Origin of the sequence: Myxococcus faecalis (assembly GCF_050039385.1) — a bacterium.
In the GTDB taxonomy this organism is placed as follows: Bacteria; Myxococcota; Myxococcia; order Myxococcales; family Myxococcaceae; genus Myxococcus; species Myxococcus fulvus.
The window spans coordinates 1,832,285-1,858,113 of sequence record NZ_CP144336.1; the positions used below are offsets into that span (position 1 = coordinate 1,832,285).

Here is a 25,829-nt window from a genome sequence, read left to right on the forward strand (position 1 = left end):
CCCTGTATGTCGACGTCTAGAACTCGAACTCCAGGTTCGCCTTCGCGATGTCCTTGAAGAGGATGTGGAAGGTTCCGGCGCCTTCCACCTCCACCGAGATGCCGTCGCCCGCCACCCCGGCCAGCTTGCCGGCGAAGTTCTTGCGCGGCGGCTCGCCCAACGGTCCGAAGGTCTTCACCTTCACCCGCTGACCGACCACCCGCTCGAAGTGCGCCGGCTTCTTCAGCGGCCGGTCCACACCAGGGCTGGAGACCTCCAGGCTGTACTCGTGGGGAATGAAGTCCTCCACGTCCAGCATGGGGTCCACCGCGCGGGAAACCTGACTGCACTCGTCCAGTCCCACCCGTCCCCCTGGCTTGTCGATGAAGAGCCGCAGCACCCACCCTTCGCGTTCCCGGACGAACTCCAGGTCCACGAGCTCCAGGCCCTCGCCCGCAACGATGGGGTCGAGCACCGCGCTCGCCCGCTCCTCCACCGTCTGCTTGAGGTTCTTCTCCGACATAACCGGGAAACCAGACTCCAAAAACGCGAAAAGCGGGCACGGCGGCCCACTTTTCGAGGTGCACATCGAAAAATGTCGGGCGCGTCCGTAACACACCCCCCAGAGGGGTGTAAAGGAAGGACGCTCCCTCTAGGGCCCCTTGAAACCTGCCCAACAGGGCCAGGAATTCCCAGGGGTTCCGCGCCCGGCACGGGCGTTATAACGGGCCCATGCACCTCATCGCCGCCGCCCAGATGGTGTCCACCGCCGACAAGGCCCACAACCTGGAAGTCGCCACCCGGCTGGTCCGACGGGCCAGTGAGCTGGGCGCCCGGCTGGTGGGACTGCCAGAGAACTTCGCCTGGATGGGCCCCGAGGCCGAGCGCCCCGGCGCCGCCGAGACGCTCGAGGGCCCCACCCTGTCCCGCATGGCCCAGCTGGCCCGGGAGCTGCGCGTGACACTCCTGTCCGGCAGCGTCCTGGAGGCGGGGGCCCCCGGCGGTCGGCTCTACAACACCAGCGTCCTGTTCGGCCCGGAGGGTGAGCGGCTGGGCGTCTACCGCAAGATGCACCTGTTCGACGTGGAGGTGGGTGACGGTGCGACCTACCAGGAGTCCGCGGCGGTGGCGCCGGGGACGGAGGTGGTCGCGGCGGATACCCCGGTGGGCCGGCTGGGGATGTCCATCTGCTACGACCTGCGCTTCCCGGAGCTGTACCGGCGGCTGTCGAAGGACGGGGCCACGCTGCTGGCCGTCCCGGCGGCGTTCACGATGATGACCGGGAAGGACCACTGGGAGGTGCTGCTGCGGGCCCGGGCCATCGAGAACCAGGCGTACGTGCTGGCGCCCGCGCAGGGAGGCCGACACTCGGCGCAGCGGCTCACGTATGGCCACGCCATGGTGGTGGACCCGTGGGGGCTGGTGACGGCGCGCGCCTCGGAGGGCGAGGGACTGGCCGTGGCGCCGGTCGACCCGGCGCTCCTGGCGCGAATCCGACGCGACCTGCCCTGCCTGCGACACCGCCGATTGGATTAGCCTGGGATTCTCGTGAATGGTCGACCCTGGCTCCCCATGCTGCTCGTGCTCGCGCTCCCGGCATCACCGCTCGGCTGCACCGCCGAGGATGCGCCCGCCATGCCCGCGGCGACGCTCGCGCCGGCGCCCGTGCCGCGCGCGCACCTGCGGGGACTGAAGGGCAACGTCCAGCTCAAGCGCGCCACGGCCGACGAGTGGAGCACCGCCAGCGACGGCGTGCCCCTGTTCGAGAACGACAAGGTCCGCACCGAGGCGGGCGCGGGCGCGGACCTGGTCTTCACGGCCAACGGCAGCACGGTGCACCTGGGCGGTGACTCGCTCATCGGCATCGCCGAGACGCGGCCCAGACCGGGGCGCTCGCGCACGGACCTCACGGTGCTGCGCGGCCGCATCGACACGGAGCTGCCGAAGCCCGCCGAGCACTCGATATCCGTCACCACGCCCGGGGCCACCATCCAGGCGGGAAGGGAGATTGTCTTCCAATGAGGACGACCCTGTTCCTGTTCGCGTGGCTGTGCGCCGCGCCTCCCGACACCACCGTGGTGGGGCCCCAGGAGTCGCTGCGCGACGTGGCCGAGCGCGCCCTGGGAGACGCGAGCGCCACCGCGGAGCTGCGCGCGCTCAACGCGCTGTCCTCGGATGCGGTCTCCCCCGGCACGCGGCTGAAGCTGCCCGGTCAGGAGCGGGCGCTGGCGCTCAAGGCGCTGGAGACGGCGCGCACGCTGGTGGCCCGGGCCCGGAGCGCGGGTGGACCGGCGGAGGCGGAGACCCGTCTGAAGGAGGCGGAGGTGCACTTCCGCACCGCGCGTTACGCGCAGGCCTCCGAGGCGGCCAACGCCGCGGGCACGCTGGTGGCGCAGCGGCATGCGCCCCAGCCCTCTACCTTCAGTGTCCAGGTGGAGCCCGACGCGGGCACCACCACCGTCAGCGTCACCCGGGGCCCACCGGTGCGCGTGGAGGCCGAGGGCGTCACCCTCCCCGTCGCCCCCGGCGAGACGGTGCTCGTGGAGAAGGGGCGTCCGCCTTCCCTCCCTCCGCCGAGCGTGCCCCAGCCCGAGAAGCCCGCGGAGGGCGCGCGGCTCGAATACCCGGCGGACACGAAGGGCGTGGGCCTGGGGCCCGTGAAGCTCTCCTGGGCGGCGCAGCCGGGCGTCGAGCGTTATGAGGTCGAGGTGTCGCGGGAGGCGCCGGGCGCCAACGTGCTCACCCTGTCCTCCACCGTGGCCGAGCTGAAGCTGCCGCGGCTGCCGGCGGGACGGTATCGGTGGACGGTGAGAGCCGTGAGCGCCTCGGGCCGGTCGGAGCCCTCCGGGGCGCGGCGGTTCGAACTGGTCGAGAACATCTCCGTCAGGGTCCGTTCGGGGCCGTGGGAGTAGTTGCTGGAGGAGTCGCGCCGTGCGCCTGTTCAAAGCCATGCTCCTCTTGATGCTGGTGGTCAGCATCGTCCCGACCCTCATGGTGGGCTGGCTCTCCGTCTCCCATACGCGCGAGCTGCTGGTGCGCGACGCCCAGGAGCTGGCGCAGGAGCGCGTGAAGCAGTTGCGGCTCAAGGCCGAGAACTTCCTGGGCGAGCCCACCGACGCGGTGCTGGGCCTGGCCCGCGTGCCGAACTTCTTCTCGCTGCCCACCGAGGCGCAGCAGATGCACCTGGGAGCGGTGCTCTCACAGCGCCGCGAGGTGCTGGCCATCACCGTCTTCGGTCCGGACGGCAAGCGGCTGCCCGGGCTGCAGGCCTTCTCTCGGCATGACGTGTCCCCCACCGCGCTCGCCTCGCACGAGGAGCGGGGCCGGGGGCTGCTCGAGAGCGGCATGGAGACTTTGCGCTACTCGGACGTCGTCGTGGCCCCGAATGGAGCCGGGCCCTTCGTGACGGTGGCATTCTCCGTGGGGGAGCCCGTCAAGGGCTTCATCTCCGCGGACCTGTCGCTGTCGGGGCTGCGGCAGATGCTCGAGCAGGAGCGCGTGGGCAGCACCGGCTTCGCGTACCTGACGGACCGCCGCGGGCGCCTCATCGTGGGCGGAGGCGGCGTGGGCGCGCTGGGCGGAGACGTCTCGCAGCGAAGCCCCGTGGCCCACCTGCTGCAACAGCTGGCCACCACGCCCGACGCGGAGCTGTTCCACGTGGGCAACTTCGGCGAGGGGCGCGACGCGGTGGTGGCCGCGTACACGGTGCTCCCGGAGACAGGCTGGGCCATCATCTCCGAGCAACCCGTGGAGCACGCCTATCACCAGGTGGAGACGATGGAGCGGCGCATCCTCTTGGGGCTGGGCGCGGCCATCCTGGTGGCGCTGGTGCTGGCGGCGCTCTTCTCCCGCACCCTCACCCGGCCGCTCAAGGTCTTCACCGAGGGCGCGTTGGAGCTGGCGCGCGGCAAGTTCGGCGTCGAGGTGAAGATCACCCAGAAGAACGAGGTCGGGGAGCTGGCCCAGACGTTCAACTACATGAGCAAGCAGTTGCTCGCGTACGACCTGGAGAACCGCGGCCTCTACGAGAGCCTGGAGAAGGGCTACCTGGAGACCATCGTCGCGCTGGCCAACTCCATCGACTCGAAGGACGCGTACACGCGCGGTCACAGCCAGCGGGTGGGCGACGTGGCGGTGGAGATTGGCCGGGAGCTCAACCTCACCGAGCGCGAGCTGCGCCAGCTCCAGTACGGCGGCATCCTCCACGACATCGGCAAGATTGGCATCGTCGAGTCCATCCTCTGCAAGCAGACGAAGCTGACGGACCAGGAGATGGCCATCATGCGCGAGCACCCGGCCATCGGCGACGCCATCATCGGCCCGGTGAGCTTCCTGGGCGCGGTGCGCGCGTGCGTGCGCCACCACCACGAGCGCTGGGACGGCACCGGCTACCCGGACCGGCTCAAGGGCGAGGACATCCCCCTGCTCGCCCGCATCGTCGGGTGCGCGGACACCTTCGACGCCTGCACGTCGACGCGCCCCTACCAGAAGGCCATGCCGCTGGAGAAGGCGATGGAGATCCTGGACACCCTCACGGGCGCGCAGTTGGACCCGCAGGTGGTGGCCGCGCTGCGACGGGTGCTGGCCAAGAAGGGCGTGCGGCTGGAGGGCCACCGGCAGCCCGTCAAGCTGGCCTCGTGAGTCCCGCGCCTCCCCGAGGCCGAAGGATGGTAGGGAGGGCGCACCGCTGTTGAGCTTCTGAAAGGTGCAACGTTGAGCTTCTGGGACCGCATCAAGCCCTCGACTCCCGCCGCCACCGCGACGGACACCCGCCTGTCTCCGGACGGCTCCCGCCTGGAGCTGACGTGGGATGACGGTGCCCGGAGCGCCGCCACCGCGCAGCTGCTGCGCCAGCAGTGCCCGTGCGCGGCCTGCGTGGACGAGTGGACGAACCAACGCACGCTGGACCAGACGAAGGTGCCCGCGGACCTGCGCGTGAAGCAGCTGCAGCCGGTGGGCAACTACGCGCTGGCGTTCAACTTCAGCGACGGGCACACCACCGGCATCTACCCCTGGAAGCTCCTGCGAGAAGTCACGCAGCCCATCTCCTGAAGGGCCCACGAGCCCGGAGCGACTCCTCGTGAACGAACGCTATCGGCTCGTCAGTCCCCTGGCCACCGGCGGCATGGCGGAGCTCTTCCTCGGCGTGGCGAAGGGCGCCGAGGGCTTCGAGCGCACCGTCGCCATCAAGCGCATCCTCCCCCACCTGGCCCAGGAGCCCGACATCGCGCGGATGTTCCTGGCCGAGGCCCGACTCGCCACGCTGTTGCAACACCAGAACATCGCCACCGTGTTCGACGTGGCCCAGAGCGCCTCGGGGCTCTTCCTGGTGATGGAGCTGGTGGACGGGTGGGACCTGGGCGTGCTGCTGCGCCAGACCTCGAAGCTGGGGCGCCGCTTCCCGCCGCACCTGGCCGCGCACATCGCGCTCCACGTGCTCGCGGGGCTGCACCACGCCTACCGCAAGCTCCACGAGGGGCGGCCGTTGCTCATGGCCCACAGGGACGTGTCGCCGTCCAACATCCTCGTGTCCCGCGAGGGCGAGGTGAAGGTGACGGACTTCGGCATCGCCCGGCTGAGCGGCGCGTCCCACACCGCGCCCGGCCACTTCAAGGGCAAGGAGGCCTACAGCGCTCCCGAGGTCCTCCAGGGCCAGCCCGCCACCATGTTGAGTGACCAGTTCTCCCTGGGGCTCGTGCTCCATGAGCTGCTCACGGGCGCACATCCGTTCTCGTCCACCACGGAGTCGGGAGGCTCCGTCGCGCTGGCCATCGTGTCGCGCGACGTGCCGCCACTGCCTCCCGAGGTTCCCGCGTCCCTCGCGGACATCGTGCGGCGCATGCTCGCCCGCGCGCCCGAGGCCCGCTTCCCCACGCCCGAGGCCCTCGGGGAGGTGCTCGCGAGGTGGCTGGCGCAGACGGGGGAACCCGCGAGCGCGCAGGGACTCACCGCGTTCCTCGAGGCCCTGCCACCTCCTCCCACGCTGAGGGAGAAGGCTGGAGGAGCGGGGTCGAAGAGTGGTGCATCACCGTCGCGTCCGAGCGCGAGCCTGCGCCCCGCCACGAACGACCCTTCCGCGCACTCGGCGCCGACGCGCATGGGGCCCCTCGCGGAGGCGCTCGCTCGGGGTGCATCGGCGGGAACCGGGGCACCGCCTGGAAATGAGGATTCGCGGGCGCTGGATGCGATGGACTCGGAGGAGGACGAGGCGGCGGGGCCCGCGGGCATCGAGATGAGTTCGAGCGGGCGGCTCCTGCATCGCTGCGTGCGGTGTGGCTCGCTCCTGTCCGCGGCGCGCGCGCCCTGCTCCGTCTGTGCCGAGCGGCTCGCGCCGCCGACTCCGGGGGCCTTCGACACCTCCGTGGAGTCTCCCTTCGCACCTCAGGGGGCCTTACTCGCCGCGGACGATGAAGCCCCGGCCGTGGATGGCCGCGCGCCACTGACACCCGGCGCCTCGGACACCTCACGTCAGGTGGCTCCCGGAGACACGCCTTCGGGCTCGCTCCGGGGTGCCAGTGCGCTGGCCGCGCCTGCCAGGAATGCTCGCGGTGCCGGACCTGCTTCGAGCGGCGCGGACACCACCACCTCGTCACTCGCGGACAGCATCGACGCCGCGCCTCGTCGCCCTTCGGCGCCCAGCGTGACGCAGGCGCGAGGTGATTCACTGGAGCTCGAGGAGCGGGCTCCTCGTCCCGAGAGCACCTGGGATGAGGTCCCCGCCTCCGCGGCGCCTCGGCGCTGGGGACGTCGCCTGGTCCTGCTCATGGGCGTGGCCTTTGCCGTGGGCGGCAGCGTGTGGCTGTGGCCGCACCGCACCACCGTCACGAATCGCCTCATGGCGAGCGTCAACCGCCCCATGCCTCCTCCCGTGCTCATGCTCACGAGCGAGCCCTCGGGCGCGACGGTGTTGATTGGCGACAAGCCGGTGGGCACGACGCCGCTGGCGCTCGACAACCTCTACCCCGAGGGCCCCGTCGCCGTGCAGGTGCGGCTCAAGGGCTATCGTCCGTGGAAGGGCACCTTCCCCGGAGGCGAGCCTGCGCGGCTCGAGGCGACGCTCCAGAAGTGAGCCACATGGGTGGCCGCCCGCCGCAAGGCACGGTCCTCGGACGCAGGAGCGGGCGGCTCGAAGTGACGCTCAGCGGTAAGCCGCACACCGCACGGGTGGCCGCTCGCGGCACGGCACTCGAAGGTGAGTTCTCGCGGCTTGAGGCAACGCCGCAGCGGTGAGCCGCACGTGTGGCCCCGCTGCTGTCGAGTCGCGCGCGGAGGAGTCCGTACTTCGAGGGAAGCAGCCGGGTCCGAAGCGGGCCACCTGGAACGTGGCCCCCTCCGGTCGTCACTTCACCAGACGCAGGTGCCCCCGACGCGGCGGCGGAGAGTCATCCTTCGGCCCCTCGGGAGTCACCTCCGGAGGCGGCGGCGCGGCGACCGGGGCTTCCTCGGCCACCGGCTCCGCGGGCACCTCACGCAGGAAGGTGCGCGGACGCTCCGAGGCCACCGGCACCGGCTGCGGCTGAGGACGCGCCGCCACCGGCTGCTGGAGCAGTTCCGGGGGCATGTCCTCCATGTACATCCACGACTCCTTCGTCACGTGGCTGGCGATGGCGAACAGCGCCGACCACGGCACCGCCACCTTGAACCGCGAACCCGAGAAGCTCAGCGTGCAGCGCACGCCCCACTCGCCCACCGTGAGGTCCGGCGGGTCGAAGCGATACGAGAGGTTGAGGCGCAGGTGCGCCTCTCCTCGCAATGAAGCGGGAACGAGCACACCGGGCCTGCGCGCGTCCAGGTGGATCATCACCATCCCCTGGTCCAGCGAGGCGAGCAGCCGCTCCTTCTTGTCCAAATCCTTCTTGTCGTCCATCGGTGTACGGCGAAGAGAAATTCGGGCGCGCCACGTCAGCGTCGGCGCACGGCCCGGTCCATCTCTCGCTTCGTCTCCCGCTCCTTGATGTCCTGGCGCCGGTCCTCGTGTGTCTTGCCCCGACACAACCCGAGCTCCACCTTCGCGCGCCCCTTCTTGAAATACAGCATCAGCGGGATGATGGAATACCCACGCTCCCGCACCTTCGTGGTCCACCGGTCGATTTCCGCCCGGTGCATCAGCAGCTTCCGGCCGCGTGTGGGCAGATGGTCGAACACGCTGGCGGACTTGTAGGAACCGATGTGGGCATTGAGCAGGAACAGCTCGCTCCCCTTGGGCAGGGCATACGCGTCCGAGAGATTGGCCACCCCGTCACGCAGCGACTTCACCTCGCTTCCCGTCAGCTCCAGGCCGGCTTCCACCTTCTCGTCCACGGTGTAGTCGAAGCGCGCACGCCGATTCTCGGCGATGAGCCTGACCTGTTCGCCGCCCGCCGGCCCCTTCGACTTTCCACCCGATGCCATACGTGTCGTGGGTCTCCTAACCGCCCAATGCCATGTTGTCGATGAGGCGTGTGTTGCCGCTGAAGGCCGCCACGAGCAGGCGAGCAGCCCGCCCCGGCGTTACCACGTCCAGCGGAGTCAGGCGCTCGGCATCCACCAGCGCGACGTAATCCTCGCGCAGGCCCGCCGCGGCCAATTCGTGCCGCACAGCACCCGTCAGGGCCACGGCATCCCGCGTGCCTCCGTGAAGAAGGGTGAGCGCCGCCCGCAGTCCTCGCGACAGGGACAGCGCCCGCTGCCGCTCCTCGGTGGACAAGTAGGCATTGCGGCTGCTCATCGCCAGCCCGTCGGGCTCGCGGACCGTCGGCATTCCGACGATGTCCACGCCCAGGTGCAAATCCCGGTTGAAGGCCTTGATGACCTGCAGCTGCTGGTAGTCCTTCTCCCCGAAGAGCGCGACGGCCGGCCGGAAGAGCGCGAGCAGCTGCGTGACGATGGTGGCCACGCCCCGGAAGTGTCCCGGGCGCCGCTCGCCACACAGCCCCTGGCTCACCTCCGTCACCTCGACGTACGTCTGATAGCCCGGGGGGTACATGACCTCGGGCGTGGGCGCGAAGACGACGTCCGCTCCGGCCTCGCCACACTTCGTCAGGTCTCCCTCGAAGTCGCGCGGGTAGCGCGAGAGGTCCTCCTTGGGCCCGAACTGGGTGGGGTTGACGAAGATGGACACGGCCACCACGTCGGCACGACGGCGCCCCTCGCGGATGAGCGAGAGGTGCCCTTCGTGCAGGTAGCCCATGGTGGGCACCAGCGCGAGCCGGCGCCCCTCACGGGCAAGACCCGCCGCCCACGCCTTCACTTCCTCCACGGTTCGCAGGACGGCGGGCGCCATGCGCTAGACCGGGATTCCGTAGACGGGGCCGATCTTCTCCTCACCCTCGGCCGCCACCGGCACCTCGGCGCGCGGGCCGGGCACGGGGACCGCGGGCGCCACGGCGCGCAGCGTCTTGGTCGCCTTGAACGAGTGGTCGTCGTCCGGGAACGCGCCCTGGCGGACCTCGTCGAAGTAGACCTGGGCGGCGCCGGTGATGGAGCCGTGCAGGTCCGCGTAGCGCTTGACGAACTTGGGCTTGAAGTCCGGGTTCATCCCCAAGAGGTCGTAGCAGACCAGCACCTGCCCGTCGCAGTGACGACCCGCGCCGATGCCGATGACGGGGATGCTCAGCTTCTGCGTAATCGTGCGCGCCAGCTCCAGCGGCACGCCCTCCAGCACCAGCGCGTAGGCCCCCGCGGCCTCCAGCGCGAGCGCGTCCTCCACGAGCTGCCGCGCCTGGTCCTCGTCGCGCCCCTGGACGACATAGCCGCCCATCTTGTGCACCGACTGGGGCGTCAGGCCCAGGTGGCCCATGACGGGGATGCTCGCGCGGACGATGGCGCGCACCGTGTCCGCGAACTCCGCGCCGCCCTCCAGCTTCACGCTGCCCGCGCCACCCTCGGAGATGAGCCTGCCCGCGTTGCGGACCGCCTCCTGGACGGACACCTGGTAGCTCATGAAGGGCAGGTCGGCCACGACGTGGGCGCGCTTCGTTCCGCGAGCCACCGCCGCCGAGTGGTAGACCATCTGGTCCATCGTCACGGGCAGCGTGGAGTCATGGCCCTGGATGACCATGCCCAACGAGTCACCGATGAGCAGCACGTCCGCGCCCGACTGGTCGAGGATGTGGGCGAACGTGGCGTCGTACGCGGTGACCATGCAGATCTTCTGGCCGATCTGCTTCAGGCGCTTCAGCGAATGGATGGTGACCTTGTCCTTCACGGTTCACCTCCTGTTGGGTGAGGGTGGATACGGCAAAGTGCCGACCCCGGGCCCCTCGCCGTCCCGTCAGGGATCGCCGGAAGCTTCGAAGCCGACCCCCGCACTCTAACGCCCTCGCCCCGGCCGTGGGGCCTCAACAAGCGGGCGACCCGTCGGGAGGCCGATTTCAGGGACGCCGCGACGCCTTGGGCAGGTAGTGCTGCGTCCCCGGCTTCGCCTTGCGGATGGCCGCCAACAGGTCTTCCCGGTCCGCCTCGTTATTCACGAAATCAATGTCCGAGGTGTCCACCACGAGGAGCGGCGTCTCCGTGTAGTGGAAGAAGAAGTTGTTGTACGCGTGGACCAGCCCCTCCAGGTAGCCGGAGTCGAACTTGCGCTCGAACTCGCGGCCGCGCTTCTTGATGCGTTGCAGCAGCACGTCGAGGCGGGCCTGGAGGTAGACGACGACGTCGGGCTTGGTGACGCGGGGCCCGAGCGCCTCGAAGACGCGCTCGTAGAGGGCGAGCTCGTGGGCGTCCAGGTTGAGGTGGGCGAAGATGCGGTCCTTGGCGAACAGGTAGTCGCTGACCGTGACCGAGCGGAACAGGTCCTGCTGGAAGAGCTCCTGCTGCTGCCGGAAGCGCGACAAGAGGAAGAAGATCTGCGTCTGGAAGCCGAACTTCTGCCGGTCCGTGTAGAAGCTGGACAGGAAGGGGTTCTCCTCCACGACCTCGAGCACGCGTCGCGCGCTCAGCCGCTCGGAGAGGATGTTGGAGAGGCTCGTCTTGCCGACGCCAATGGGCCCCTCGACCACGATGTACCGGTAGTCCATCCGCCGAGGCCTCCCGACCCGGAAAACGCGCGATGAGGCCCCGGTGATTCTCCACCTGGGAAAACAGGTCGCGGGGCCACGCGTGGGGGCGCGGATAACACAACCTGGGCACCGGGGTCCGGCGATTTTTCCATGCCCGGGGTGGCGGCGGGAATCCCAGGGCTCGCTTGACGCTGTGGGTGGGCTCCCCCTAGGTTGCCGTGCGATTCCATGGCGTGTGCGCGGGGTGCCCTTCGGTCATGAGTGGGAGGCAGCGGGCGAAGACAGTGGTGCGGCTCGAGGAGGCTCGCCCGAGCGCCACGCCCAAGGCCGAGACTCCACCTCCCATGGAGGCGGATCCGCTCTATGGCGTCGTGCTGCTGAAGACGGCGCTGGAGCTCAAGCGCCGCAAGGATGGCTCCGTGGAGGACATCCTCCGCGACGTGCTGACGCGCATGCGCATCCCCGAGGATGAGTTCCGGGCGTTCCTGGAGCAGCAGGGCGGCCTGGGTCAGCTCCTCGGGCTGCGGGGCCGGTAGGGCCCGCGCCGGGCCCCCTGCCCTACTCGTCCGCGCCGTCGTCCGAGAGGTCCACCGACGGCGGCGAGCGACCGGGAGCCACCGGTCCGAGCGCGCGCTCCAGGGCGGCGAACTCCTCCGGCGAGAGCGTCTCCGCGCGGCGCTGCGGGTCGATTCCCGCCGTCTGGAGCGCGGCGAGGAGCGCGTCGGGCGTGGCCAGCGTCTTGTCCGACTTGAGCGAGTTGAGCAGCGTCTTGCGGCGCTGGGCGAAGGCGGCCTTCACCACGCGGGTGAAGCGGGCCTCGTCGATGATGGGCGCGCGCGGTGACGCGCGGCGCGTGAGCGACAGCACCGCGGAGTCCACCTTCGGTGGCGGATGGAAGCGCCACGCCTCCAGCGTGAGCACGTTCTCCGCGTCGAAGTGCAGGCCGAGCAGCACCGTGAGCAGGCCGTAGTCGCGAGTGCCAGGCTCCGCGGCCAGGCGCTCCACCACCTCCTTCTGGAGCGTGAAGACGGCGCGCGACACATGGGCGCGCTGCTCCAGCACCTGGAAGAGGATGGAGCTGGTGAGGTGGTACGGAAGATTGCCCGCGACGGCCACGTCGGGCGCGCCGGCCACCTCGGCGAAGTTCACGGTGGCGGCGTTGCCCGCCACCACGCGCACACCGGGAATCGCCTCCTTCTCCAGCACCGTGACCATGTCCCGGTCGCGCTCCACGGCCGTCACCTTCGCGCCCGTGGCGGCGAGGAAGCGCGTGAGGTGGCCCAGGCCCGGGCCCAGCTCGACAACGGGCTCGCCCTCGCGCAGGTGCAGCGCGTCGGCGATGGTGCTGAGCGCGTCCTCGTCTCCGAGGAAGTTCTGGCCCCAGCTGTACTTGGCGCGCAGGCCGTGGCGCTTGAGGATGTCTCGCGGCGATTCCACCCGGGTGTCCCTCTTCTACATGCGCCAGGCGGGGTCGGCCGCCAGGCGGAAATCACCGCGCAAGCCGCGGCGCCACGCCTCATACCCCGCGACGGCGATCATCGCGCCATTGTCCGTGCACAAACGCACCGGCGGCAGGAACATGCGCAGCCCCCGCTCCTCGGCGCGCTGCTGACACAGGGCCCTGAGGCGCGAGTTGGCGGCCACGCCCCCGCACAGCACCAGCTGCTTGTGGCCCAGCCGGCGCGCGGCGGCCACCAGCTTCTTGGACAGCACGTCCGCCACCGCCTCCTGGAAGGACGCGCACAGGTCCGCGAGCGCCTGCCCCTCCGGAACGCCGTGCTTCTTCGTGTGCTGCAGCACCGCCGTCTTCAGGCCGGAGAAGGAGACATCGAAGTTGTCGCCGGGCAGCGCGCGCGGGAAGCGGATGGCCTCCGGGTTCCCCTTCTGCGCGAGCTGGTCGATGGGCAGCCCGCCCGGGTACGGCAACCCGAGGATGCGCGCCGTCTTGTCGTAGGCCTCGCCCGCGGCGTCGTCGCGCGTGCTGCCCACCAGCCGGTAGTGCCCGAACTCCTTCACCTCGTAGAGGCTGGTGTGCCCACCGGAGACGACGAGCCCGAGGAACGGCGGCTCCGGCGCGTCCTCCAGGAGCCGGATGGCGAGCAGGTGGCCCTCGAGGTGGTTGGCGCCGACGAAGGGCTTGCCGGTGGCGAGGCTCAGCCCCTTGGCCACCTGCAGCCCCACCAGCAGCGCGCCGATGAGCCCCGGGCCGGACGTGACGGCGATGAGGTCCACGTCGTCGAGCGTCTTCTGGGCGCGCGTGAGCGCCTCGTGCACCACCGGCATCACCTGGACGATGTGGTTGCGCGAGGCGAGCTCCGGCACCACCCCGCCCCAGCGACGGTGGATGTCCACCTGGGTGGAGACGACGTCCGACAGCACGCGCCGGCCGTCCTCCACGAGGGCGGCGGCGGTCTCATCACAGGAGGTTTCCAGGCCGAGGACGAGCAAGGCGACTCACTTCACTTCCAGCAGGGCGGGAGCGACCAGGACGTCCGCCGCCCGCTCAGTTGCCGAGCGACTTGAGCATGGCGCGGACCTCGTTGGCGGAGGCCCCCGACGGTTCCAGCTTCAAATACTGGTTGTAGGCCCGTCCCGCCTCGGAATTCTTGCCGATGGACTGGTACGCCATGCCGAGCGACAGCCAGGCCCGCGCGTTCTTCTCATCGTCCCGGACCACGTCCACCAGCAGCTTGGTGGCCTCGCGGAAGGCGGACTCGGACTCGAAGCCGTTCACCAGGGCGATGCCCAGCCCGGCCTTGGCCTCGGTGGAGTCCGGCTTGAGGCCCATCGCCTTGCGGTAGTTCGCGGCCGCCGTCTTGTGCCGTCCGCCCACCGTGGCGCTCTTGGCCTGCTTGATGAGGCTCGCGTACTCGACCTCCGGGTCCACCGCCGGGGCGACGGGGGTGCCCGAGTCCGCGCCGGAGGCAGGCGCCTCCACCACGGCGGTACCGGCGTCCACGGCGGCGGGCGGCGTCTGGACGACGGCGCTCCCCGCGTCGGGCGTCCCCTGCGCGCCCGCGTCGACCGGGGCCTGGACCACGGCGGTGGTGCCCGAGTCGGGCTCGGCCACCGGCGCGATGACCGCGGCGGGCTTCTGGGGCTCGGGCGTCTGGACCGTCTCCACCTTCGGGGGCGTCTCGGCGGGAGGCTTGTCCCCGCCGCCGAACGCCACCACCGCGACCACGGCGCCGATGAGCAGCAGCGCGCCGCCCACATAGAGGCCCGTGCGACGCGGGCGCACCGCCGCCACGTCCTCCGCATGGGACACGGGCGGTGCCGGCGTCGGCGTCGCGGGCTTCGGCGTCTGCGCGAGCACCGGAGGCGCCACGGGCGTGGGGGCCACGATGGGCTGTGGCGTCGCGGGGGTGATGAGCGTGGGCGGCGGCGCGGCTGGCGTCAGCGGCTCCTCCGGGATGGAGGGGGCCGCCGGGCGCTCGGGCGCGCCATGCCCCGGATAGGGCGGCAGGGCGAGCTGCTGCGGCGGCGCGGCGGGGACCTCTTCCACCTCGGGGAGGGTGTCGACGTCGACGGCCGGGACGTCTCGGCCGCTCACCAGCGTCACCTCGGACGACGGAGGCGCGGGCGCGGGCGGCGGCACGGGCGGGAACGGGTTGGGCCCCACCGCCGCGCCTCCGAAGATGGGCGCTCGCGCGGGCGCGGGCGGCTCGGAGACGGGCGCGGGCTGCGGCGCGGAGCCCCCCTGCCCTCCGAAGCCTCGCGGGCCCGAGGCCCACACGGAGGACGGGCCCCACGTGGTGGGCGCGCTGATGCCCTCGGTGTCCACGCGGTTCCAGTCGAGCAGCAGGCTGCGGCGCGCGTGCTCCGTCGCGCGATGCGCCGGCGGCGGCTCCACGAGGAAGGACGACCCCTCCGCGACGGCCGGAGGCAGCGTGGGCGCTTCGCCATCCGCGTCCGCCGTCTCGTCCACCATGCCCAGGGGGCGCTTGGGGCGCGCGGGGAACACGACGACGTTGGCGGGCACCGCGTGCGCGGGGGCGGCGGGCGTGGGCTCGGGCTCCTCGGGCGGAGCCGTGACGGGCTCCTCCTCGACGCCCGCGGGCGGCGCGAGCACGCTGGGCGGCATCACCCGCGCGGCCGGCTCCGGCGGAGGGGCGACGGGCTCGGGGGCGACGGGCTCCGGCGGCGCGGGCTCGATGGGCGTGGGCGGCGGGGCCGCGTTGAGCCACTGCTCGATGCCGGGCTTGCTGCTCTGCACCGGCTCCAGCGGCGCGTTGCCCAGCTCCCGGATGAGGCCCTCGAAGTACAGCTTGCTGATGATGCCCAGCGCGGCCAGGTCCTCGAAGTCCGAGTCCTCCACCACGCGGCTCAGCGCGCGCTTGCCGTCGAACAAGCGCAACAGGCCGTTCACCTCGTCGGGAATCTCCGAGAGCCGGTCGGCGAGCTGGTGGTAGTCGATCTCGAACACCGTCTCCAACGGAGGCAGCTGCTCGAGCATGCGGCCCCACTCATCGAGGCGACGCATGCCCTCCATCAGCAGGCCCTGCGTGGAGATCTCGATGCGCTCGGGGCGGTCCAGCGAGGTGAACTGGACGTCGAACTGTCCCTCGAAGGTGTTGAGCAGCCGGTAGAAGGCGTTCTCGCCCTTGAGCCGACCCAGCTCCGCGTCGATGACGCGGCCTTCCTTGAAGTAGACGGTGCCGGTGCGCTCGCCCTGGATGGAGATGACGCCCGTCTTGCGGCCGATCTCGAACGTCTGGACCAGGTCCACCACGCCCATGTCCGCGAGGCTGCCGCCGAAGCCACCCTTCGTCGTCTCCCGCTTCTCGATCCTCTCCTTCTCCGCCTTCTGGAGGATCATCTTCACGCGGGTGACGATCTCTTTGATGTAGATCGGCTTGGTCAGGTAGTCGTCGCCGCCCAGCTCCAGGCCGCGCACCTTGAACTCGACCGACTTCTGACTCGTCAGGAAGACGAACGGGATGAACTTGAAGCGCTCGTCGGACTTGAGCGCCTTGCACAGCTCGAAGCCGTCCATCTCCGGCATCTTGGTGTCCGCGAGCACCAGGTCCGGTGGGCTGATCTGCACCTTCTCGATGGCGTCCTTGCCGTGGATGGCCGTCGTCACGGAGAAGCCCGCCTTCTTCAGGCTGACCTCCATCACGCGGAGACTCTTCGCGTCCCCATCCACCAGGAGCAGGTGCTGCTTGGCCACGTTACTTGCCTTTCATCTACGGAGGACGATTCGCGGAAGAGCCCGGCGCGGGGAGCATCCTGCCCGCTTTCCAGGCATGTCAATGGGTTGGAACGACGGAGGGACTGGCTGCCCCCCGGCCGCCCGGGCGCGGGGTGAAGCGCTACGAGCGCGGCCTCAGCGGAAGAACCCGCCCTTCTTGGGTGGGTTCTTCTTGCGCATGTCGATCAGCCGCAGCTCCTGGTTGGCCTCCAGGTGCTTGGAGTTGGCGCGCACCGCCTCGCGGAAGTGGCGCTCGGCCCGGTCCATGTCGCCCTCGACCCGGGCGATGACGCCCAGCTGGTAGTGCGCGCGGTCGCAGTTCGGGTCGGCCTTGACCGCGTCCAGCATCATCTGCTTGGCCTTGGGCATGTCCGCCTTCCGGGCGGGGTCCATGTAGATGGCCCAGGCGCGCGCGGCCAGGTAGGTGGCCTTGGGGTCCAGGGCGTGGGCGCGCTCGTAGTGCTCCGACGCGGTGGTGAAGTCGCGCTTGCGGAAGTAGACCTCGCCCATCTTGTAGAGGTCATCGGGGCTGCTCTCCGGACGTCCCGGTGCGGGGCGCGCGGACCCGGTGGACCCGCCCGGCGCTGGCGGCGCCTTGGGCAGCGACTGCTGGGCCTGGAGCGTCTGGATGTAGGCCTTGCGGCGGGCGTCGTCGTAGAGGACCTCGTAGGCCTCGCGGATGGCCTCGAAGACGGACGTTATCTTCTGCGCCAGGTGCGGCAGCGTCGGCGGCAGCCTGTCGGGGTGGAAGACCTTGGCCAGGCTCAGGAAGGCGGCCTTCACCTGATCCCTGGGGGCATCCTGGGGGACGCCGAGGACGTAGAAGTGATCCTTGCGGGCCTGCACGTCGGCGTAGCGCTGCTCGATGAGCTGGGCCTGACGGGCCTCATCCGGCTTGGGGGGCTCGGTGGGGGCGGCGGGCACGGCGGGGCCGGACTCGGTGACAGGGGCGGCGCCCACGGGGGCGGCGGGGGTCCCGCGTCCTCCGAGCACGCCCATGTTCTCCATCGCACGGCGCAGCAAGCGCTGGCGCCGGAGCTTCGCGGCCTCGTCGGGATTGGAGGGGTCTGCCGCCACGTCGTCCTCGTCGAAGTCCCAGTCGTCCAAGTCTCCAGACGGCTCGGACCACGCAGTCTCGCCAGTTGGGCCGGTGTTGTCACCGGGGAAGGTCTCGAAGTCCGCTTCAATGGTTGCTTCGACGATGGCTTCGACCGGGGGCTCCTCCGCGCCGACGTTCGCCTGATTGACATCCGAGCGGACGAGCGTTTCCAGGTGGGCATCCACCTGCTGGAGGGCGGCTTCGAAGGAGGCCGTGAGGGTTTCGGCGGCTTCGTCCTTGTCGAAGGAGACGATGCGCCACAGGTCGTCCTCGCTGGCTCGCTTGTTCTTGGCGGGCGTGGGCCCCAGGCGCAGAGGGGGCGGCGCGGCGACTGGGGCCGGACGGGAGGCCCACAGGCTGTCGTCGGCGGCGTCCTCGGGGGAGCCCTCGATGAGGGTGTCCATGTCCGCCGTGAGAACGGGGGGGTCGACCGGCGTGAGGACGGGGGGGCCTGAGGCGGCGCGGGGCGGCGGGGTGGGGAGCGGCTCGGCGGCGGGGACGGCCTCCGCCCAGAGCTCGGGCTCGGGTTCGGCCTCGAGCAGGGGGAGGTCCTCGGGCTCCGGCTCCGGGGTGAGGGAGGTCTGCGTCGCGCGCCAGGACTCGTCCTGGACGGGGACCTGGTCCTTGGTGCGGGTGGGCGGGACGACGGAGCGCGCCGGCTCCTCCGCGAGCCAGGGCTCGAGGGGCTGGGACTTCGAGCGGCGAAGGGCCTCCTCCATGTCGTGGAGGAGCTCGGCCTGGGCGCGGTCCCTGGCGGAGCGGAGGGCCTCGCGGCTCTCGCCATGGAGGGGGAGGCCGGATTGAGAGGAGGCCGCGAGCGGCGGGACGTTGGAGGCGCGGGATGAGGAGGGAGGTGGGACTTCCTCGACGTCGTCGGCAGGGATGATGTCGCCGACGTCGAGCATCAGTTCGCCGATGTCCTCCTGGGTGGAGGCCGTGGGGGCAGGGAGTTGGAGGGCCTGGGTCTCCGCGAGACGGGCCTGCTCGGCCTGGTGCTGATCTTCCGCGAGGCGGGCCTGTTCGGCCTGGTGCTGTTCTTCCGCGAGGCGGGCCTGTTCGGCCTGACGTGCCTCTTTCGCGCGGCGGACCGCGTCGGCCCTGCGACGCTCGACCTCGAGTCGGAGCTCTTCGGCGCGACGGGCTTCTTCGGCGAGGCGGGCTTCCTCCGCGAGGCGCTCGTCCTCTTCACGAAGCCGAGCTTCTTCAGCAAGGCGAGCCTCTTCGGCTACGCGGGCCTCCTCTGTGAGACGCTCCTCTTCGGCCACGCGGGCTTCCTCTGCCTGCCGGGCCGCTTCCGCAGCGCGAGCCTCTTCTGCCACTCGCGCTTCCTCAACGAGACGAGCCTCTTCAGCCCGACGTCCTTCCTCTTCACGAAGGCGAGACTCTTCGGCCCGACGCTCTTCCTCCGCACGAAGCCGCGCCTCTTCAGCGAGACGGGCCTCTTCAGCCAACCGGGCCTCTTCGGCCAGGCGAGCCTCTTCAGCCAGTCGCGTTTCTTCCGCGAGGCGGGCCTCTTCGACAAGGCGGGCCTCTTCGGCCCGACGCTCCTCCTCCGCACGAAGCCGCGCCTCTTCAGCGAGACGGGCCTCTTCAGCAAGCCGAGCTTCTTCAGCGAGACGGGCCTCTTCAGCCCGGCGCTCCTCCTCCGCACGAAGCCGCGCCTCTTCAGCAAGGCGGGCCTCTTCAGCAAGGCGGGCCTCTTCAGCGAGACGAGCCTCTTCAGCGAGACGAGCCTCTTCAGCCAGCCGCGCCTCTTCAGCGAGGCGGGCCTCTTCGGCCAGTCGCGCCTCTTCGGCTCGACGCTCTTCCTCCGCACGGATGCGGGCCTCTTCAGCGAGACGAGCCTCTTCAGCAAGACGAGCCTCTTCAGCGAGGCGGGCCTCTTCGGCCAGTCGCGCCTCTTCGGCTCGACGCTCTTCCTCCGCACGGATGCGGGCCTCTTCAGCGAGGCGGGCCTCTTCAGCGAGACGAGCCTCTTCAGCCAGTCGCGCCTCTTCAGCAAGGCGGGCCTCTTCAGCCCGACGCGCTTCCTCAGCACGGAGCCGGGCCTCTTCAGCGAGGCGGGCCTCTTCAGCGAGGCGGGCCTCTTCAGCCAACCGCGCCTCTTCAGCGAGACGAGCCTCTTCAGCCAGTCGCGCCTCTTCAGCCAACCGCGCCTCTTCAGCGAGACGAGCCTCTTCAGCCAGTCGCGCCTCTTCGGCCCGACGCTCTTCCTCCGCACGAAGCCGGGCCTCTTCGGCGAGACGAGCCTCTTCAGCGAGGCGGGCCTCTTCAGCCAGCCGCGCCTCTTCAGCCAGTCGCGCCTCTTCAGCAAGGCGGGCCTCTTCAGCCCGACGCGCTTCCTCAGCACGGAGCCGGGCCTCTTCAGCGAGGCGGGCCTCTTCAGCCAACCGCGCCTCTTCAGCGAGGCGGGCCTCTTCGGCCAGTCGCGCCTCTTCGGCTCGACGCTCATCCTCCGCACGGATGCGGGCCTCTTCAGCGAGACGAGCCTCTTCAGCCAACCGCGCCTCTTCAGCGAGGCGGGCCTCTTCGGCCAGTCGCGCCTCTTCGGCTCGACGCTCTTCCTCCGCACGGATGCGGGCCTCTTCAGCGAGGCGGGCCTCTTCAGCGAGACGAGCCTCTTCAGCCAGTCGCGCCTCTTCAGCAAGGCGGGCCTCTTCAGCCCGACGCGCTTCCTCAGCACGGAGCCGGGCCTCTTCAGCGAGGCGGGCCTCTTCAGCGAGGCGGGCCTCTTCAGCCAACCGCGCCTCTTCAGCGAGACGAGCCTCTTCAGCCAGTCGCGCCTCTTCGGCCAGTCGCGCCTCTTCGGCCCGACGCTCTTCCTCCGCACGAAGCCGGGCCTCTTCGGCGAGACGAGCCTCTTCAGCGAGGCGGGCCTCTTCAGCCAGCCGCGCCTCTTCAGCGAGGCGGGCCTCCTCTGCGAGACGAGCCTCTTCAGCCAGTCGCGCCTCTTCGGCCCGACGCTCCTCCTCCGCACGAAGCCGGGCCTCTTCAGCGAGACGAGCCTCTTCAGCCAGTCGCGCCTCTTCAGCCAGTCGCGCCTCTTCAGCCAGTCGCGCCTCTTCGGCCCGACGCTCTTCCTCCGCACGAAGCCGGGCCTCTTCAGCGAGGCGGGCCTCCTCTGCGAGGCGGGCCTCCTCTGCGAGACGAGCCTCTTCAGCCAGTCGCGCCTCTTCAGCGAGGCGGGCCTCTTCGGCCAGTCGCGCCTCTTCGGCTCGACGCTCCTCCTCCGCACGGATGCGGGCCTCTTCAGCGAGGCGGGCCTCTTCAGCCAGTCGCGCCTCTTCAGCAAGGCGGGCCTCTTCAGCCCGACGCGCTTCCTCAGCACGGAGCCGGGCCTCTTCAGCGAGGCGGGCCTCTTCAGCGAGACGAGCCTCTTCAGCCAGTCGCGCCTCTTCGGCCCGACGCTCTTCCTCCGCACGAAGCCGGGCCTCTTCGGCGAGACGAGCCTCTTCAGCGAGGCGGGCCTCTTCAGCCAGCCGCGCCTCTTCAGCGAGGCGGGCCTCTTCAGCCAGCCGCGCCTCTTCAGCGAGGCGGGCCTCTTCAGCCAACCGCGCCTCTTCAGCGAGGCGGGCCTCTTCGGCCAACCGCGCCTCTTCAGCGAGGCGGGCCTCTTCGGCCAGCCGCGCCTCTTCAGCGAGGCGGGCCTCCTCAGCGAGACGAGCCTCTTCAGCGAGGCGGGCCTCCTCTGCGAGACGAGCCTCTTCAGCCAGTCGCGCCTCTTCGGCCCGACGCTCCTCCTCCGCACGAAGCCGGGCCTCTTCAGCGAGACGAGCCTCTTCAGCGAGACGAGCCTCTTCCGCCAGTCGCGCCTCTTCAGCGAGACGGGCCTCTTCAGCCCGACGCTCCTCCTCCGCACGAAGACGAGCCTCTTCAGCGAGACGGGCCTCTTCAGCCCGACGCTCCTCCTCCGCACGAAGTCGGGCCTCCTCCGCCAGTCGAGCCTCTTCCACTCGACGGGCCTCAGCGAGCCGAGCCTCTTCAACCCGACGCTCTTCCTCCGCACGGAGCCGCGCCTCTTCGGCCCGCCGCGCCTCTTCCGCGAGCCGCGCCTCCTCCTCCGCCCGTCGCCTCGCCTCCTCCCGCGCCTCCCACTCCTCCACCGACAGCGCCTCGACCGCCCCCTCCCGCTCCAGCACGAGCAGCAACGCCTCGTGCGCGGGCGTCAACCCCTCCGGCCGCCGGAACTCCCCGAGCGTCGCCAGCAACTCCCGCTCCCCCGCATCCGTCACCCACGGCGCGCACGCGGACACCTCCGCGCACCGATACACCCGCGGCCCCGCCACCTCCGCCCCACCCCGCTCCAGCGCCGCCCGCACCACCCTCACACCGGAGATGGGCTCGAACTCCGCCTCCACACTCCCCGCCTCGAAGGCCGCGCGCTCCGCCAGCTCACTCAGCCGGCGCACCTGCGCGAGCACCTGCTGCTCCGCCACCACCTCCGCGGCCAGCCCCCGCGCCTCCAGCAGATCCTCGTCCGGCGTCCCCGCCCCACCCCGCGCCCACAACCCGTCCAACGCCTCCGCGTCCAACAGGCCACCCTGCAACAACGCCTGCGCCGGACTCTGATAGCCAAACCCCAGCCGCGCCCCCACGAGGTCTCCCTCGCGCAAGCTCAGCCTCGACTCACGCCCTCCGGCGGACAGCGTCAACCAGCCCGTGGCTCGGGACTTGTGGGCGGAATACAGCGCTTCGGCGGCCTGCGACGGGGTCATCCTGCGCCCCAGTGTAGTCCCTCCACACCGCCCCTCAACTTGCCGAGGGTGCCCGCCTGCCCACCCCGCTGAAACAGACCTGTCGCAGGGCCTCGTACGTCCCCACCCCCACCGCCGTGGAGAGGTTCATGCTCCGAACCCCCTCCAACATCGGAATCGTCACCGCCGTCCCCGTCCCCCCCTCCATCACCTCCGGCAACAACCCCGTCACCTCCGAACCGAACACCAGGTGGTCCCCCGCCTCGAACCCCGCCTCGAACAACGACGTCTGGGCCCGCGCCGAGAACAACCACCGCCGCGCCTCCGGATACGCCTCCACGTAGGCCGAATACGTCGGGTACAGGCGGAGAAATACCTTGTCCCAGTAGTCCAGCCCCGCCCGCTTGAGCTGGCGGTCATCGATGGAGAACCCCAGGGGCTCCACGAGGATGAGCCGGCAGCCCGTCACCGCGCAGAGGCGGGCCACGTTGCCCGTGTTGGGGGGAATCTGGGGAGAGACCAGGACCAGATGCAGAGGACGCGCCAGGGGCTCGAGCATGGGGTAGAACGCGCTACATGCGCTGGAAGGTGACCAACGAGACGCGGCAGAGGCCGCTGGCGGACCGGGCGGAGAAGGCCACGTCCTTCGCCCACCGCTTCAAGGGGTTGATGGGCCGCACCGAGCTCGCCGTGGGCGAGGGCCTCCACATCCAGCCCTGTAACTCCATCCACACGTTCTTCATGCGCATTCCCATCGACGTGGCCTTCCTGGACGCCCAGGGGCGCATCGTCAAGCAGATGATGGCCCTGCCCCCCTGGCGGGCCACCTCCGTGTACCTGCAGGCACGCTCCGTCCTGGAGCTGCCCGCGGGCGTGCTCGCCGCCAGCGGCACCCAGGAAGGGGACCGCTTGAGCTTCGAGCCTGCCTCCTCTGCTCCGATGTCCCCTGGCTGACCCACGATGCGCACGAGTTTTGACCGATTTCCGAGCGCTTTGTTAACGTGCCCCGCCAGTTTCTCGTCCCCTTAGAAGAGTTCCCGCGCATGCGCATCGAGGTAGCCGGCAGCACCCACGTCGGGATGAAGCGGAATCACAACGAGGACAACTTCCTCATGCTGCCCGAGGAGCACCTCTTCATCGTCGCGGATGGGATGGGTGGCCACTCCTCTGGAGAGATTGCCAGCCGCATCGCCGTGGACGAGTTGGGTGAGTTCTACAAGATGACGTCCAAGGACCAGGACAGCACCTGGCCCTTCAAGATGGACAAGCAGCGCAACTATGACGAGAACCGGCTGGCCACCGGCATCAAGCTCGCCAACGCGCGCATCTACGAGAAGGCCAGCAGCGAGTCGAAGTACAAGGGCATGGGGACGACCATCGTCAGCGTGCACTTCGCCAGCGACGTGGCCTACGTCGGGCACGTGGGCGACAGCCGCGTGTACTTCTTCCGCTCCGGCGCCCTCAAGCAGATCACCGAGGACCACTCGCTGCTCAACGACTACCTCAAGGCGAAGAAGCTCTCGCCCGAGGAGGTCGAGAACTTCCCGCACAAGAACGTCATCGTGCGCGCGCTGGGCATGAAGGAGAACGTCCAGGTGGACGTCTCCCGCGTGGAGCCCCAGCCGGGCGATGTCTTCCTGCTGTGCTCGGACGGCCTGAGCGGCATGGTCACCGACGCGCAGATGCAGGAGATCCTCGGGCGCACGCCGGAGCTGGACAAGGCGTGCTCCCAGCTCATCGACATGGCCAACGCCGCGGGCGGCAACGACAACGTCACCTGCGTGCTCGCCCGCTACCACCCGGCCTGAGTCCCCGCGCGGCCCCGCCTGAGTCCCTGGCTCGGGCGGTCCGCGGCCCCCGCCTGAGCCTGCTCAGGCGGTCCGCAGGAAGACGCGCAGCGCCTCCGCCACGCCCCACGCCTGGGCGATGCAGCCCCTGGGACGGAAGGGGGGCGTGGCGTCGAAGATCTCGCTCACCTGCCCCACGCCCGCCTGTCGCAGGTGGGCCTCCAGGCCGTCCATGACGTCGCGCAGGTGGGCGCGGTCCGGCTGCACCCTCAGCGCCGCGTCCACGTAGTGGCCGATGAGCCAGCTCCACACCGTGCCCTGGTGGTACGCCGCGTCGCGCGCGCGCAAGTCGCCGTCATAGGTGGCCTTGTAGTCGGAGTGGTCCGACGCCAATGAGCGCAGCCCCACGGGGGTGAGCAGCTCCACCTCCACCTTGCGCAGCACCTGGGGCCACTTGTCGCGCGCGAGCACCGGGTACTTGAGCGAGAGGGCGAAGATTTGATTCGGCCGCACCGCCGCGTCGTTGCCGCCGCCCTCCGCGTCCACCACGTCGAACAGGCACTGGGTGCGGGGGTTCCAGAAGCGCTGGTTGAAGGACGCCTGCGCGCGCTCGGCGGCCTGGTTGTAGGGCGCGGGGTCCACGCCCAGCAGCACGGCCCACTCCGCCATCAGCTTCATGGCGTTGAACCACAGCGCGTTGAGCTCCACCGCCTTGCCGCGCCGGGGCGTCACCACCCAGCCGTCCACCTTCGCGTCCATCCACGTGAGCTGGTAGCCCTGCTCGCCCTGCGTCAAGAGCCCGTCGTCCGGGTCGATGCGGATGTTGTGGCGGGTGCCCTTCAGGTGCTTCTGGACGATGTCCTCCAGCGTGGGGAAGAACTCGCGCAACAGCTCCTCGTCCTTGGACGCCGTGACGTAGCGGTCCACCGCGTGGAAGAACCAGAGCGTCGCGTCGGCCGTGTGGTAGAGGCCCTCGGCCTCGCCCTCCGGGAAGAGGTTGGGCAGCAGGCCGTCGCGGACGTGGTGGCGGAACGTGCGCAAAATCGCCGCCGCCTCGCGCAGGCGGCCCGTGGACACCGTCAGTCCCTCGAGCGAAATCATCGTGTCGCGGCCCCAGTCCGTGAACCACGGGTAGCCGGCGATGACGCTGCGCGCATCCTCGCCGATGGCCCGCGCCCACGCGTCGTCGCGCGGACGCATGGGGTCCACGATGAACTGGTCCGCCGCGAGCACCAGCCTCGCCGCCGTGTCCTTGCGGGCCTGCGCCGGCGCCCGCTCCAACAGGCGCCACTCGCGCTCGCGCTCCATGTCGAAGCTGATGGCCGGGTCGCGGTCCAACACCGCCCAGTCCTGCACCGTGGCGCCCAGCGCCAGCCGGCCTCCGGGCTTCACCGTGCACTCGAAGTAGCCGGGGCTCGCCTGCGTCTCCACGTGCGGCATCCCGCGCGCGCGCTCGGTGCGGTACAGCAGGGGCGGGGAGATCTCCGGCAGCGCCACGAAGGGCACCGAGGCGTCCGAGTACAGCCGCAGGCACAGGGGCTCGGCCTCCTTGCCCGCGCACATCTCGATGCGCTCCCCCTGGAGCACCACCTTGGGCTGACAGTAGCCGTGGGGGAAGTCGTGCTCGTGGACGCGGAACGTGGGGAAGGGCCTCAGGCGCAGCTTCACGGCCGGCCCGGACAGGTGCGCCCACTCGATGAAGAGCGTGTTCTCGCCGTGCACCATCACCAGCCTGCGACGAAGCCGCGTGGGGCCCAGCACGTAGTCCCACTCGGGGATGAGGCCGTCGAGCCGGAAGCCGCGCAAGAGCGACGTGTCGCCCGCCAGCGTCCCGTCCGCGCGCACCTCGCCCTCCAGCCGGTACACCTGCCCCTCCACCCGGGCCGTCTCGATGAGCCGCGACAGCATGACGGTGCGGCCCTTCTCCGGCAGGCTGGGGATGAACAGGCCGTGGTAGCGGCGCGCGTTGACGCCGGCCAGGGTGCTGGACGCGTAGCCCCCCAGGCCATTCGTCATCAGCCACTCCCGTCCGAGCACCTCCGTGGCCGGGGCGCCCCCGGGCCATCCGAACTTCACCTCTGGCAGTCCGCGCATGCG

The 25,829-nt window shown here is 70.4% G+C and carries 21 protein-coding genes; 9 read left to right on the plus strand and 12 right to left on the minus strand.

Features of this window, described 5'->3' with window-relative positions; all coding sequences use genetic code 11:
- Window positions 1–16 precede the first annotated feature (16 nt).
- Window positions 17–502 (minus strand): ribosome maturation factor RimP, encoded by a 486-nt coding sequence (rimP, locus tag VZQ01_RS06945; RefSeq protein ID WP_046712241.1) that lies wholly within the window; start codon window positions 500–502, stop codon window positions 17–19.
- 209 nt (window positions 503–711) lie between these two features.
- Between rimP and VZQ01_RS06950 the strand changes: the two genes are divergently transcribed.
- From VZQ01_RS06950 to VZQ01_RS06975, 6 genes are all read left to right on the plus strand, one after another.
- Window positions 712–1,515, plus strand: a complete 804-nt coding sequence (locus VZQ01_RS06950; RefSeq protein WP_248544943.1) for a carbon-nitrogen hydrolase family protein — start codon at window positions 712–714, stop codon at window positions 1,513–1,515.
- Window positions 1,516–1,551: 36 nt separating this feature from the next.
- A complete protein-coding gene (locus VZQ01_RS06955; protein WP_194869416.1) occupies window positions 1,552–2,001 on the plus strand; it encodes a FecR domain-containing protein in 450 nt (149 codons plus the stop codon).
- Entirely contained in the window at window positions 1,998–2,891 is an 894-nt protein-coding gene (locus tag VZQ01_RS06960; protein WP_426747286.1) for a peptidoglycan-binding protein LysM, read from the plus strand. The genes VZQ01_RS06955 and VZQ01_RS06960 overlap by 4 nt, the downstream gene beginning before the upstream one ends.
- 19 nt (window positions 2,892–2,910) lie before the next feature.
- On the plus strand, window positions 2,911–4,620 hold the full coding sequence (locus VZQ01_RS06965; protein WP_426747287.1) for an HD domain-containing phosphohydrolase: 1,710 nt from the start codon (window positions 2,911–2,913) through the stop codon (window positions 4,618–4,620).
- 72 nt (window positions 4,621–4,692) lie between these two features.
- On the plus strand, window positions 4,693–5,031 hold the full coding sequence (locus VZQ01_RS06970; RefSeq protein ID WP_141330386.1) for a DUF971 domain-containing protein: 339 nt from the start codon (window positions 4,693–4,695) through the stop codon (window positions 5,029–5,031).
- 28 nt (window positions 5,032–5,059) lie between these two features.
- Window positions 5,060–7,048 (plus strand): protein kinase domain-containing protein, encoded by a 1,989-nt coding sequence (locus VZQ01_RS06975; RefSeq protein WP_426747289.1) that lies wholly within the window; start codon window positions 5,060–5,062, stop codon window positions 7,046–7,048.
- A 270-nt stretch (window positions 7,049–7,318) separates the two neighbouring features.
- Here VZQ01_RS06975 and VZQ01_RS06980 read toward each other — a convergent pair whose 3' ends face one another.
- The 5 genes from VZQ01_RS06980 to VZQ01_RS07000 form a co-directional block, all read right to left on the minus strand.
- Window positions 7,319–7,846 (minus strand): ClpXP protease specificity-enhancing factor SspB, encoded by a 528-nt coding sequence (locus VZQ01_RS06980; RefSeq protein WP_223748792.1) that lies wholly within the window; start codon window positions 7,844–7,846, stop codon window positions 7,319–7,321.
- A 35-nt stretch (window positions 7,847–7,881) separates the two neighbouring features.
- Window positions 7,882–8,370, minus strand: a complete 489-nt coding sequence (gene smpB / locus VZQ01_RS06985; RefSeq protein ID WP_141330392.1) for an SsrA-binding protein SmpB — start codon at window positions 8,368–8,370, stop codon at window positions 7,882–7,884.
- 16 nt (window positions 8,371–8,386) lie between these two features.
- Window positions 8,387–9,241, minus strand: a complete 855-nt coding sequence (gene panC / locus VZQ01_RS06990; RefSeq protein WP_223784924.1) for a pantoate--beta-alanine ligase — start codon at window positions 9,239–9,241, stop codon at window positions 8,387–8,389.
- A gap of 3 nt (window positions 9,242–9,244) precedes the next feature.
- Window positions 9,245–10,165: a 3-methyl-2-oxobutanoate hydroxymethyltransferase gene (gene panB, locus VZQ01_RS06995; protein ID WP_223748790.1), complete on the minus strand. Its 921-nt coding sequence runs from the start codon at window positions 10,163–10,165 to the stop codon at window positions 9,245–9,247.
- A 166-nt stretch (window positions 10,166–10,331) separates the two neighbouring features.
- Window positions 10,332–10,976 carry a deoxynucleoside kinase gene (locus tag VZQ01_RS07000; protein ID WP_046712230.1) on the minus strand — a complete coding sequence of 215 codons (645 nt, stop codon included), beginning with the start codon at window positions 10,974–10,976 and terminating at the stop codon, window positions 10,332–10,334.
- 239 nt (window positions 10,977–11,215) lie between these two features.
- On the opposite strand from VZQ01_RS07000, the gene VZQ01_RS07005 reads away from it, so the two are divergent.
- Entirely contained in the window at window positions 11,216–11,494 is a 279-nt protein-coding gene (locus VZQ01_RS07005) for a hypothetical protein (protein ID WP_074957972.1), read from the plus strand.
- A gap of 22 nt (window positions 11,495–11,516) precedes the next feature.
- On the opposite strand, the gene rsmA is transcribed toward VZQ01_RS07005, so the two are convergent.
- The 5 genes from rsmA to VZQ01_RS07030 all read right to left on the minus strand — a co-directional run bounded on the left by rsmA (window position 11,517) and on the right by VZQ01_RS07030 (window position 22,504).
- Window positions 11,517–12,395: a 16S rRNA (adenine(1518)-N(6)/adenine(1519)-N(6))-dimethyltransferase RsmA gene (gene rsmA / locus VZQ01_RS07010; RefSeq protein WP_223748789.1), complete on the minus strand. Its 879-nt coding sequence runs from the start codon at window positions 12,393–12,395 to the stop codon at window positions 11,517–11,519.
- 15 nt (window positions 12,396–12,410) lie between these two features.
- Complete coding sequence (gene tsaD, locus VZQ01_RS07015; RefSeq protein WP_141330397.1) at window positions 12,411–13,406, minus strand: tRNA (adenosine(37)-N6)-threonylcarbamoyltransferase complex transferase subunit TsaD; 996 nt, start codon at window positions 13,404–13,406, stop codon at window positions 12,411–12,413.
- A gap of 55 nt (window positions 13,407–13,461) precedes the next feature.
- Window positions 13,462–16,131, minus strand: coding sequence for a response regulator (locus tag VZQ01_RS07020; protein ID WP_426747291.1), 2,670 nt, complete (start codon window positions 16,129–16,131; stop codon window positions 13,462–13,464).
- Between the two features lie 156 nt (window positions 16,132–16,287).
- A complete protein-coding gene (locus VZQ01_RS07025; protein WP_426747292.1) occupies window positions 16,288–21,966 on the minus strand; it encodes a DnaJ domain-containing protein in 5,679 nt (1,892 codons plus the stop codon).
- Between the two features lie 34 nt (window positions 21,967–22,000).
- Window positions 22,001–22,504 carry a tRNA (cytidine(34)-2'-O)-methyltransferase gene (locus VZQ01_RS07030; RefSeq protein WP_223750635.1) on the minus strand — a complete coding sequence of 168 codons (504 nt, stop codon included), beginning with the start codon at window positions 22,502–22,504 and terminating at the stop codon, window positions 22,001–22,003.
- 17 nt (window positions 22,505–22,521) lie between these two features.
- Here VZQ01_RS07030 and VZQ01_RS07035 point away from each other — a divergent pair, with 17 nt between their 5' ends.
- Together VZQ01_RS07035 and VZQ01_RS07040 are read left to right on the plus strand one after the other, a co-directional pair.
- Window positions 22,522–22,899 carry a DUF192 domain-containing protein gene (locus VZQ01_RS07035; RefSeq protein ID WP_141327563.1) on the plus strand — a complete coding sequence of 126 codons (378 nt, stop codon included), beginning with the start codon at window positions 22,522–22,524 and terminating at the stop codon, window positions 22,897–22,899.
- A gap of 89 nt (window positions 22,900–22,988) precedes the next feature.
- Window positions 22,989–23,753: a Stp1/IreP family PP2C-type Ser/Thr phosphatase gene (locus VZQ01_RS07040; RefSeq protein WP_074957967.1), complete on the plus strand. Its 765-nt coding sequence runs from the start codon at window positions 22,989–22,991 to the stop codon at window positions 23,751–23,753.
- Window positions 23,754–23,816: 63 nt separating this feature from the next.
- On the opposite strand, the gene VZQ01_RS07045 is transcribed toward VZQ01_RS07040, so the two are convergent.
- Complete coding sequence (locus tag VZQ01_RS07045) at window positions 23,817–25,826, minus strand: amylo-alpha-1,6-glucosidase (RefSeq protein WP_426747294.1); 2,010 nt, start codon at window positions 25,824–25,826, stop codon at window positions 23,817–23,819.
- Between the last annotated feature and the right edge of the window lie 3 nt (window positions 25,827–25,829).

Excerpts from the sequence above, each read along its gene's own strand:
- rimP (WP_046712241.1), bottom strand. The coding sequence starts at position 502 with ATGTCGGAGAAGAACCTCAAGCAGACGGTGGAGGAGCGGGCGAGCGCG.
- VZQ01_RS06950 (WP_248544943.1), top strand. The coding sequence starts at position 712 with ATGCACCTCATCGCCGCCGCCCAGATGGTGTCCACCGCCGACAAGGCC.
- VZQ01_RS06955 (WP_194869416.1), top strand. The coding sequence starts at position 1,552 with ATGCTGCTCGTGCTCGCGCTCCCGGCATCACCGCTCGGCTGCACCGCC.
- VZQ01_RS06960 (WP_426747286.1), top strand. The coding sequence starts at position 1,998 with ATGAGGACGACCCTGTTCCTGTTCGCGTGGCTGTGCGCCGCGCCTCCC.
- VZQ01_RS06980 (WP_223748792.1), bottom strand. The coding sequence starts at position 7,846 with ATGGACGACAAGAAGGATTTGGACAAGAAGGAGCGGCTGCTCGCCTCG.
- smpB (WP_141330392.1), bottom strand. The coding sequence starts at position 8,370 with ATGGCATCGGGTGGAAAGTCGAAGGGGCCGGCGGGCGGCGAACAGGTC.
- panC (WP_223784924.1), bottom strand. The coding sequence starts at position 9,241 with ATGGCGCCCGCCGTCCTGCGAACCGTGGAGGAAGTGAAGGCGTGGGCG.
- VZQ01_RS07000 (WP_046712230.1), bottom strand. The coding sequence starts at position 10,976 with ATGGACTACCGGTACATCGTGGTCGAGGGGCCCATTGGCGTCGGCAAG.
- VZQ01_RS07005 (WP_074957972.1), top strand. The coding sequence starts at position 11,216 with ATGAGTGGGAGGCAGCGGGCGAAGACAGTGGTGCGGCTCGAGGAGGCT.
- VZQ01_RS07025 (WP_426747292.1), bottom strand. The coding sequence starts at position 21,966 with ATGACCCCGTCGCAGGCCGCCGAAGCGCTGTATTCCGCCCACAAGTCC.
- VZQ01_RS07030 (WP_223750635.1), bottom strand. The coding sequence starts at position 22,504 with ATGCTCGAGCCCCTGGCGCGTCCTCTGCATCTGGTCCTGGTCTCTCCC.
- VZQ01_RS07035 (WP_141327563.1), top strand. The coding sequence starts at position 22,522 with ATGCGCTGGAAGGTGACCAACGAGACGCGGCAGAGGCCGCTGGCGGAC.
- VZQ01_RS07040 (WP_074957967.1), top strand. The coding sequence starts at position 22,989 with ATGCGCATCGAGGTAGCCGGCAGCACCCACGTCGGGATGAAGCGGAAT.
- VZQ01_RS07045 (WP_426747294.1), bottom strand. The coding sequence starts at position 25,826 with ATGCGCGGACTGCCAGAGGTGAAGTTCGGATGGCCCGGGGGCGCCCCG.